This is a genomic window from Olsenella sp. AGMB03486 (genome assembly GCF_040884255.1).
Lineage (GTDB): Bacteria > Actinomycetota > Coriobacteriia > Coriobacteriales > Atopobiaceae > Olsenella_L > Olsenella_L kribbiana.
This window is the reverse complement of the sequence record NZ_JBEVTM010000038.1, coordinates 1-8,349: the sequence shown is the minus strand read 5'-3', so window position 1 is coordinate 8,349 and position 8,349 is coordinate 1. Positions and strand designations below refer to the sequence as shown.

Here is an 8,349-nt window from a genome sequence, read left to right as displayed (position 1 = left end):
TCTAGATTAAGCTAATCAAGATTATGCAAAGATGAAGCTGCATGTTTGTCGGACGCCAGCATGAGCTCGGTGAGCTCGAGCGGCTCTATGCCTAGAGCGGCTTCCAGATGGTCGTCCTCTATGGCAGGCGTCGTGTCGGCAAGACTGCCCTCACGAAAGAGTTTGCCAGAGACAAGCCTGCACTTGTCTTCACAGCAAAGATACATTTGGATGCTGCACTTGCATTCATTGCCCAGCAGGCGAAAGACACGCATCTTGTATTTGTCTTCGATGAATTCCTCTATGCCGCAAAGCGCAATGCAAGCCTCATCTCCACGTTTCAGATTGCTTGCGACCGGCTCTTTCCGGAGACCGGCATCTTCCTTATCCTTACAGGCTCGAATCAGGGCTTCATGGAAGAGAAGGTGCTCGGAGACACAGACGAAGACAGCCTCGGGGAGAAGAATCCGCTTTTCGGCCGCCGGACTGCCCAGATCCATCTCGGGCCTTTCGGGTATCGGGATGCTGCGCTCATGCTCCCCGGGCTCTCCAGCACTGAGCTTGTCGAGTTCTATGCGGTCTTTGGCGGCACGCCGTACTACCTCTCAACGATACATGCGTCAGAGAGCCTGAAGGCAAATGCAGAGCGGCTGTTCTTCAGAAAGGAAGGGCTGCTCTATGAAGAGCCGATGATGCTTCTTCGGCAGGAATTGCATGAACCGGCAATCTACAGCTCCGTGCTTGATGCCATCGCTGCAGGTGCCAACAAGCCACAGGAGATTGCAGACAGAATCGGCGAAGACCGAGGCCCTGTCGGCAGGTACCTGAAGACGCTTCAGTCCATGGGGTTCGTCGAGAAGAAGGCTCCGTATGGCGAGCCCCGTGAAAAGTCACGCAAAGGCATCTGCTGCATCTCGGAACCTGTCTTCTCCTCCTGATATCGGTTCGTGCAGCCGGCTATGGATGCAATCGAGATGGATGCCGGAGAGCTCGAGGCCGTGAGCTTTTCGAAGGAAATGACATCCCTACCTATGTCGGGCACTGGTTCGAGACGATCTGTCTTGAATGGACAATCGTTCAAGCCAAGAAGGGCGCGCTTCCGATTCGACCTGTCAGATTCGGAAGCTGGTGGGGAGCAGACCCTGCCAGAAAGGGGCAGACAGGCATCGATGTCATGGCAGGCAGCAAGCGCCGCCGCGAGCTCTTCGTCGGAGAATGCAATGGGGGGAATTCGTTCGATGCGGAAAAAACGACGCAGGAGCTTGTGCGGAGGGCACAGCTCATATCGGGCTACGACACGGTTCGCTACGGCCTGTTCACGAAGGACCAGATTTCAGCGGGCTTTGCTGGGACGCTTGGTCCAGAGTGGACCTTCGTGGATGCAGAGAGGCTCTACGAAGAATGAGATGGCATGCCGCAGATTCAAATGGGCTAAGGCGGGAAATGGGCGAGTGGCCTGTATTGAGGACAGAGGGAAGAAGACAAAAAGAAAAGCGCTCCGGAAACCGGAGCGCATCTCATTTGGTAGCCCGTAGCAGATTCGAACTGCTGATCTCCGCCTTGAGAGGGCGGCGTCCTAAACCGCTAGACGAACGGGCCATATGTAAGGCCAGCAAGTGGCCGAGGAAAATCTGGTAGCCCGTAGCAGATTCGAACTGCTGATCTCCGCCTTGAGAGGGCGGCGTCCTAAACCGCTAGACGAACGGGCCAGATGGCTGGGATAGAGAGAATCGAACTCCCATTGACGGAACCAGAATCCGCTGTCCTACCGTTAGACGATATCCCAAGAGGTCGTGCGTGCGCTTCATCGGCGCGAGAAAGAACTATACCGCAGAGGGTGGGGGTGTGCAACGACATTCTGCAAATTGGGCAAAAAGTCGCTCTGGACCCCCGCTCCACCACAATCTCGCCACAAGTCCGATAGCCATCCAAGATTGGCTCTGCCTATGGTGTCTGGCTGCTGACTATCTGCGTCCAGATCGATTGGACGTGTGGCGGGTATGATAGTGTGGCAGCACAAAGAGAGCTGAGCGAGGGAAGGATATGGATGGCCAAAGTTGATGGCACGCATGCAGGCTCGGCCACGAAGACATCTGCTTCCCGTACTGGCAAGCCCCATGTAAGCTCCATGCCGAAGCTCAAGGTCTCGACAGGACATATCCAGGCAGAAGGAAACGAGGACCAGAAGGCAAGCGCACGCAAGGGTGCGCTCTTCCTGGCTGGTGTCGTTGCCCTCTATATCGTCTATCTTGTCTTCTCGGGACAGATGGTGCAGTTCCTCGATGCGCTCTCGACGGTCGATACGCACTGGGTCTGGCTTGCCTGCCTCTGCTATGGCTTCTACTTCGTCTTCGGCGTCCTTGCCTACGTGATTGCTGTCTTCATCGACCATGACTCTCCCGTCGGCATCCGCGACCTCATGAGCGTCGAGGCATCGGGCGTCTTCTTCGGGAACCTCACGCCGATGATGGCAGGATCGGTCCCGTCGCAGATCGTGCGCCTCACGAAGACAGGACTCGATCCGGGCGAAGCTTCTGCTACCCAGTTCACCCGCTTCATCATGTTCCAGTTCGGTGTCGTGCTCTTTGCTGCCATCATGCTTGCCGCCAAGCTCGAGTTCTTCTTCGAGACCTACGGCGATATCGTGATCTTGAACCTCATCGTCTTCGGCGTGCACATGCTCGAGCTCATCGCGCTCTTCGTGATCTGCCTCTGTCCCCGCTTCGTTATGCATGCGGGCATGGCAGCTATCCGCTTCTGCAAGCGCGTGGGAATCCTCAAGAAGCAGGAGGATGTCGACCACTGGACCGAGGTCGTGAACGTTCAGGTCATGCAGTTCTCCGATGCCTTCAAGACGGCAGCAAAGGACTGGCCCTCGATGCTCCTGACGCTTGCCGTGACCATGGCACAGCTTGCCAGCCTCTACATGATTCCGTGGTTCGTGCTCAATGCCTTCGGTGTTCAAGCGGACTTCCTCGACTGCCTGGCTGCTGGCTCCATGGTGCAGATGGTCTCCTCGGCTGTGCCGCTTCCGGGTGGTACCGGCGGTGCTGAGGGTGGCTTCTTCATGTTCTATGGAGGCCTCTTCGGTTCGTCTGCGACGGCAGGATACCTGATCTGGCGCCTCGTCACGTTCATCGCGCCCACGATCTTGGCAGCACCGCTCCTGAGCCTCAAGACCACGAACAGGACAAGAAGCATCTACCAGCGCTGGCAGGACCTCACACATGGCGGGGGCAGGAGCGCCGGCGTCTCGATGTCTGGTACCACGATCAAGCGGCGCGTTGCCCAGGAGAAGCGCAGCACCCAGAGAAAGAAGCGTTAGCCAGAAAGGCTTTGTCATATGGCATTCGGAAAGAGCAGAAAGACGCAGGCGGCGTCGCAGCCTGGCAAGGACTCTGCCGAGAACAAGGGCCGTGCCTTCAAGGGCATGCTGTTCCTCGCAGGTGTCGTCCTCTTCTATGTCCTCGACCTCATCGTCACAGGGCAGATGGAGACCTTCCTGACGTCGCTCCATGAGCTCGAGACAAGCTGGATCGTTGCTGCGGTCATCTGCTATGTCCTCTACTACATCGCAGGCGTCGCAGCCTATGCGGTGGCAGTCTGGCTCGACCGTGACTCTCCTGTCGGCATCCGCGACCTCATGAGCGTCGAGGCCTCTGGTACGTTCTTCGGAAACCTCACGCCTGCCATGATCGGATCTGTGCCGGCGCAGATCCTGCGCCTCACGAACGCGGGCCTCGATGCCGGAGAAGCAACCGCAACGCAGCTGACCCGCGGCATCACGCAGCAGATTGCATCCGTGAGCTATTGTGCTGTCATCCTCTTTGTCGGCTTCGTCGCCTTCCAGGCTTCCTACGGCAACCTGATCTTCCTTGCGCTCATCGCCTGGGCCATCGGGCTCTTGAAGATCCTCGGCGAGCTTGCTGTCTGCTATTTCCCGAACCAGGTCATGCACTTCGGCAATGCTGCCGTCAAGTGGATCTCGAAGCGCGGCTGGCTCAAGGACTATGGCCGTGCCTATCATTTTGTCAACAACGAGGTGGGGGAGCTCTCCGCTGCCTTCAGGCGTGCCACGAACAGCCGCCAGGGCATCCTCGTCACGCTCGTGATCAACTACATCCAGCTGACGCTGCTCTACCTGATTCCCTGGTTTGTCGCCAATGCCTTCGGCTGCGACCTGAATCCCATTGCCTCGATTGAGCTCTGCGCTCTCGTCCAGATGGTCGGCGCTGCCGTGCCTCTGCCAGGCGGCACGGGAGGCGTCGATGTGGCCTGGAACATCTTCCTGGGGCCGACCTTCGGCACGCTCACGACTGCTGGCTTCATCATGTGGCGTGCCGTCTCCTATATCGGCCCGATCTTCCTTTCAATCCCTCTTTTGAACCTGCATTCGGGCAGGAAGGAGCAGTCGCTCTACCAGAGGTGGAACGAGATTGCACACGGTGCCGGCAAGAGCCGCAGGTACTGAAAAGCTTGGACATGAAAAAAGGAAGGCGTCTGCATGGGCAGGCGTCTTCCTTGCATCTTGTGCGCTTCTCCCTACGTACAGGCTCCGCAGGAAGCGCATCCCCGCAGGGCTGAAGGCTCTGCGGCAAGGCCGCCCAGAGCGGTCTCCCTGAGCTCTTTGGGTAGGGCATGACCGACTTTTGCCATTGCATCCACGACCTCATCGAAGGGAAGGGGTGCCTTGATGCCGGCATGTGCAAGCTGCGCTGCGCTCATGGCTGAGGCAACACCGATCGCATTCCTGAGCTGGCAGGGATACTCGACGAGTCCCTGCACCGGGTCGCAGACAAGGCCGAGGAGGTTTCCGATTGCAATGGAAGCTGCTGCGAGCGCCTCTTCCGGCGTGCCACCGAGAAGCTCTGTGAGCGCTCCTGCCGCCATAGCGCTCGCGGTGCCGACCTCTGCCTGGCAGCCGCCTTCGGCGCCGGCGACGCTTGCGTTGGCAGCAATGAGGGCGCCGATGGCAGAGGAGGTCCAGAGTGCCTGAGATATCTCCTTGTCGTCCTTTCCGAGCTCTTCTGCTGCGGCTAGGACAGCTCCGGGCACGACGCCTGAGGCACCTGCTGTCGGTGCTGCAACAATCACGCCCATAGCGCTCGACCGTTCAAGCACTGCCATCGCATAGGCAGTTGCACGCGTGAGGGCACCTCCCAGAAGCTCGGGAGAGGAGGCAGCCGCCTTTGCTGCCTGGCCGAAGAGGAAGCCGCCGAGCGAGCGCACGGGGTGCTCGATCGTGTCGTGCGTCTCTTCTTTCATGGTGGCAAGCACCTTCTCCATCTCTGCATCAGCTGCCTCCTGGCTTCCCAGAAGCTCAGCCTCGCGGGCGCGCATGATATCCGCTATGGAAGCGTTGCGGGCAGAGCAGAGGTCTGCGAGCTCGCGTCCTGTCGCAAAGTCCAGGGCAAGTGCCGTGTCGGGGGAGACGCCTGAGGCTCCGGGGATGCTCACCGAAGAAGCAAAGATGATGTCAGGACGCTCCTGGCAGGTATCCACAAGCTCTTCGGGCACCGGCTCGTCCGTCTCGAAGACCGTGTAGGCACGGCCTCCCCTCGACTGGCGGAACGTGCGCATCGTCGCGATATTGACGGAGGCTGAGGAGAGGGCACCGGTAAGCGCTGCCAGGACGCCTGGCCTGTCATAGTGCGAGACGAAAAGGGTCGGGTAGTCGCCGGTGATTTCGACATGCACGCCGTTGATCGAGGAGATGCGGATGCGGCCGCCGCCGACGGATTCTCCCGTTACCTCGAAAGTGGAGCCGCTTGCGCAGAGCATGGAGATGGATGCCGTGTTCGGATGCGGCATCACGCCGTCGGGACCCTCAACGATGGAGACCATAAGGTTGCGATCGCGCGCAATCTCGAGGGAGTCCCTGACGCGGACATCGTCGGGAAGCATTCCCAGAAGGCCTGCGACAAGCGCCTGGTCAGTACCGTGGCCCTTGTGCGTGCGTGCGAAGGAGTTGTAGCAGACGATGTCAGCACGTACGACCGGTGAGGGTGCCAAGGAGCGTGCGACGAGGGCAATCCTCAGCGCTCCTGCCGTATGGGAGGATGAAGGGCCGACCATGATGGGGCCAAGTATCTCGAAGGCAGAGGTATGCACAGATCCATTCCTCTCGAAACATTCTGGAAATAGGCATGCCCCATCGTGGCTCATTGAGATTGTCTTGGCAAGACAGGAACACAGGAATCGTGGATATTGGCAGGCATTCAGATAAGTTTCCTGCCTGAAACAGCAGAGCATCACAATGGATGAGGCATATCAAAAAGAGAAAGGATGCAGACATGGACAGGAGCATCTATACAGGGCGCAGGGAAGAGATCCTGCGCAGGATGGCAGAAGACGGCTTCGATGCCCTCGTCATTCCGGCAGGTGCAGATATCTCCTACCTTACCGGCTTCACGGGCGAGGCAGGGGTTGCGGTTGTCGTGCTGTCTCCCGAAGGTTCGAGCTTCGTCACGGATTCCCGCTATACGACGCAGGTCGCCGAGGAGACGGAAGGCTATGAGTGCGTGCTCTGGCAGAAGGGGACGCACAGCTACTGCGAGAATGCGGGCATGGTGCTTGCAAAGCTGGCACCCAAGACCGTCGGCATCTACGGGGCAGATCTCACGTACAAGGACTTCCTCGGCATGCAGAGCCGCTACCCGCAAGGCGAATACAAGGAGGCTCCTGCCTACCTCACCGAGATGCGTGCGAAGAAGACGCCTCAGGAGCTCGACACGATCCGCGAGGCCTGCCGCATCTCCATGCTTTCGTTCTATGCCCTGCTTGACTCCATCCGTCCGGGCGTGACGGAGAAGGATGTCGCAGACGAGCTCGAGCACCAGTTCCGCAGCCACGGCGGCTCCGGCATGTGCTTCGACACGATTGTCGCTTCCGGTCCTGTCAATGGCGCCTGCCCGCATGCAAGCGTCTCCGACCGCGTGATCCAGAAGGGCGACTTCGTAACGATCGACTTCGGCACGCGCTACCACGGCTACTGCTCCGACATCACGCGCACGGTCGCTGTCGGCAAGGGCGCCGACGCCGAGCTCTACCATATCTTCGATGTGGTGTGCGAGGCCAAGAAGGCTGGCCAGGAAGCCCTCCATGCAGGCCTTACCAGGAAGGAGCTCCACGAGGCGATCGAGGCGCCGATCAAGGCAGCAGGCTATGTGACGCCCCATGGCTTCGGCCACTCATTCGGCCTCGATATCCATGAGCTGCCGTTCATCAATGGAAACGACGAGACGCCGTATGAGGCGGGGACGATAACGACTATCGAGCCGGGCATCTATGTGCCGGGACTTGGCGGCGTGCGCCAGGAAGATGACTATCTCATCTGCGACGGCGGCTACGAGCGCCTGACCTTCATCACGGACCATCTGATCGAGCTCTAGCGAGTATCTGAGTCCTTCAGCGCAGCCCTTCACTCCGCTTCTGAGGCCGGTCGTGGGATTTCAGGATAGTGGGATCTCTGACCGGTCTCGATAAGCCAGTCGTATGTCTCGATATGCCAGAGGCTGTAAGCAGTCCTGTGCTCGCCGACTATAACGGCATCCTTCTTGCAGAACAAGGCCTCTGCCTCGACCTCATCGCCGATCTCCGGCTCAGGCCCATAGGCCCTTGCCGTAGAGCCGCTCCTGATGAGTGTCAGGATATCGCCTCCCTCTGGCAGGGAAGAGCCATCCTCTGCTGCCTGCATTTCCGCTACGGAGTCAGGCAGACCTTGCGGCTGGATATCCCGCGGGGATGCACGGCATGGCCGTGCGCGTGCGCCTTCCCGGGCATCTGGATGTCCGACCTCCCCCCTGCTGCCCGCCAGCGACTCGTCGAGACAGAGGCCGTCCGCCTGGCATGAGGCGGAGGATCCCTTCCTGAAGGGCGCAGGGGCGGATCCCATCGCCTCGAAGAGCCTCATCCCCATGGACCGCGGCGTCCTGAGGCGGACGCTGCAGCTGTCCGCTGGCTCCCTGAGGGACATGCCCGCAAGCGCGCCTTCCGCATATGCGGCCCAGGTGGTCGCATCGAGCTCGGACATCGCGAGCACCGATCCCGTCTTGGCAGAGAAGGCCCTGCCGCATGACCTGCACCTCCATCTCTGGAGGCCATGGGCGTCATGGCCCCTGCGGCAGAAGTCCGCCGATCCGCATCTCGGGCACCTGTCCGGCGTGCCCCTGGGGCAGGGCCTGCCGTCTCCTCGGCTATGGGCGCCTTCAGCCTCTCGGGGAGCCAGCGCTTCTCCGAGATGCCCATCTTCTCGACCTGCTGCAGTGTCATGGAATCCATCCGGACCCTCCGCTCTATGCATGATCTGTTTGGCGACAATCATCATAGGCGAGGGTCCGGATGCTTCTGGGCCCCTCCCAGGTCAATCAA

7 protein-coding genes and 3 tRNA genes are annotated in these 8,349 nt (G+C 59.7%); 5 read left to right on the top strand and 5 right to left on the bottom strand.

The window, feature by feature from the left end; all coding sequences use genetic code 11:
* Nucleotides 1–107: 107 nt before the first annotated feature.
* Both ABVS03_RS11210 and ABVS03_RS11205 read left to right on the top strand, forming a co-directional pair.
* Nucleotides 108–917: an ATP-binding protein gene (locus ABVS03_RS11210; protein ID WP_368019170.1), complete on the top strand. Its 810-nt coding sequence runs from the start codon at nt 108–110 to the stop codon at nt 915–917.
* Complete coding sequence (locus tag ABVS03_RS11205; RefSeq protein WP_368019171.1) at nt 884–1,384, top strand: DUF234 domain-containing protein; 501 nt, start codon at nt 884–886, stop codon at nt 1,382–1,384. The genes ABVS03_RS11210 and ABVS03_RS11205 overlap by 34 nt, the downstream gene beginning before the upstream one ends.
* 117 nt (nt 1,385–1,501) lie before the next feature.
* On the opposite strand, the gene ABVS03_RS11200 is transcribed toward ABVS03_RS11205, so the two are convergent.
* The 3 genes from ABVS03_RS11200 to ABVS03_RS11190 all read right to left on the bottom strand — a co-directional run bounded on the left by ABVS03_RS11200 (nt 1,502) and on the right by ABVS03_RS11190 (nt 1,765).
* A tRNA-Glu gene (locus ABVS03_RS11200) sits at nt 1,502–1,578 on the bottom strand.
* Between the two features lie 33 nt (nt 1,579–1,611).
* Nucleotides 1,612–1,688: transfer RNA gene (locus tag ABVS03_RS11195), tRNA-Glu, on the bottom strand.
* Between the two features lie 3 nt (nt 1,689–1,691).
* A tRNA-Gln gene (locus ABVS03_RS11190) sits at nt 1,692–1,765 on the bottom strand.
* A gap of 261 nt (nt 1,766–2,026) precedes the next feature.
* On the opposite strand from ABVS03_RS11190, the gene ABVS03_RS11185 reads away from it, so the two are divergent.
* A complete protein-coding gene (locus ABVS03_RS11185; protein WP_368019169.1) occupies nt 2,027–3,304 on the top strand; it encodes a YbhN family protein in 1,278 nt (425 codons plus the stop codon).
* 18 nt (nt 3,305–3,322) lie between these two features.
* Complete coding sequence (locus tag ABVS03_RS11180; protein WP_330971777.1) at nt 3,323–4,450, top strand: lysylphosphatidylglycerol synthase transmembrane domain-containing protein; 1,128 nt, start codon at nt 3,323–3,325, stop codon at nt 4,448–4,450.
* 71 nt (nt 4,451–4,521) lie between these two features.
* Here the strand turns inward: ABVS03_RS11180 and sdaAA are convergent, their stop codons facing one another.
* On the bottom strand, nt 4,522–6,144 hold the full coding sequence (gene sdaAA, locus ABVS03_RS11175) for an L-serine ammonia-lyase, iron-sulfur-dependent, subunit alpha (protein WP_368019168.1): 1,623 nt from the start codon (nt 6,142–6,144) through the stop codon (nt 4,522–4,524).
* A 128-nt stretch (nt 6,145–6,272) separates the two neighbouring features.
* Here sdaAA and ABVS03_RS11170 point away from each other — a divergent pair, with 128 nt between their 5' ends.
* Complete coding sequence (locus tag ABVS03_RS11170) at nt 6,273–7,370, top strand: M24 family metallopeptidase (RefSeq protein ID WP_368019167.1); 1,098 nt, start codon at nt 6,273–6,275, stop codon at nt 7,368–7,370.
* 29 nt (nt 7,371–7,399) lie between these two features.
* On the opposite strand, the gene ABVS03_RS11165 is transcribed toward ABVS03_RS11170, so the two are convergent.
* Nucleotides 7,400–8,011: a hypothetical protein gene (locus tag ABVS03_RS11165; RefSeq protein ID WP_368019166.1), complete on the bottom strand. Its 612-nt coding sequence runs from the start codon at nt 8,009–8,011 to the stop codon at nt 7,400–7,402.
* Nucleotides 8,012–8,349 lie beyond the last annotated feature (338 nt).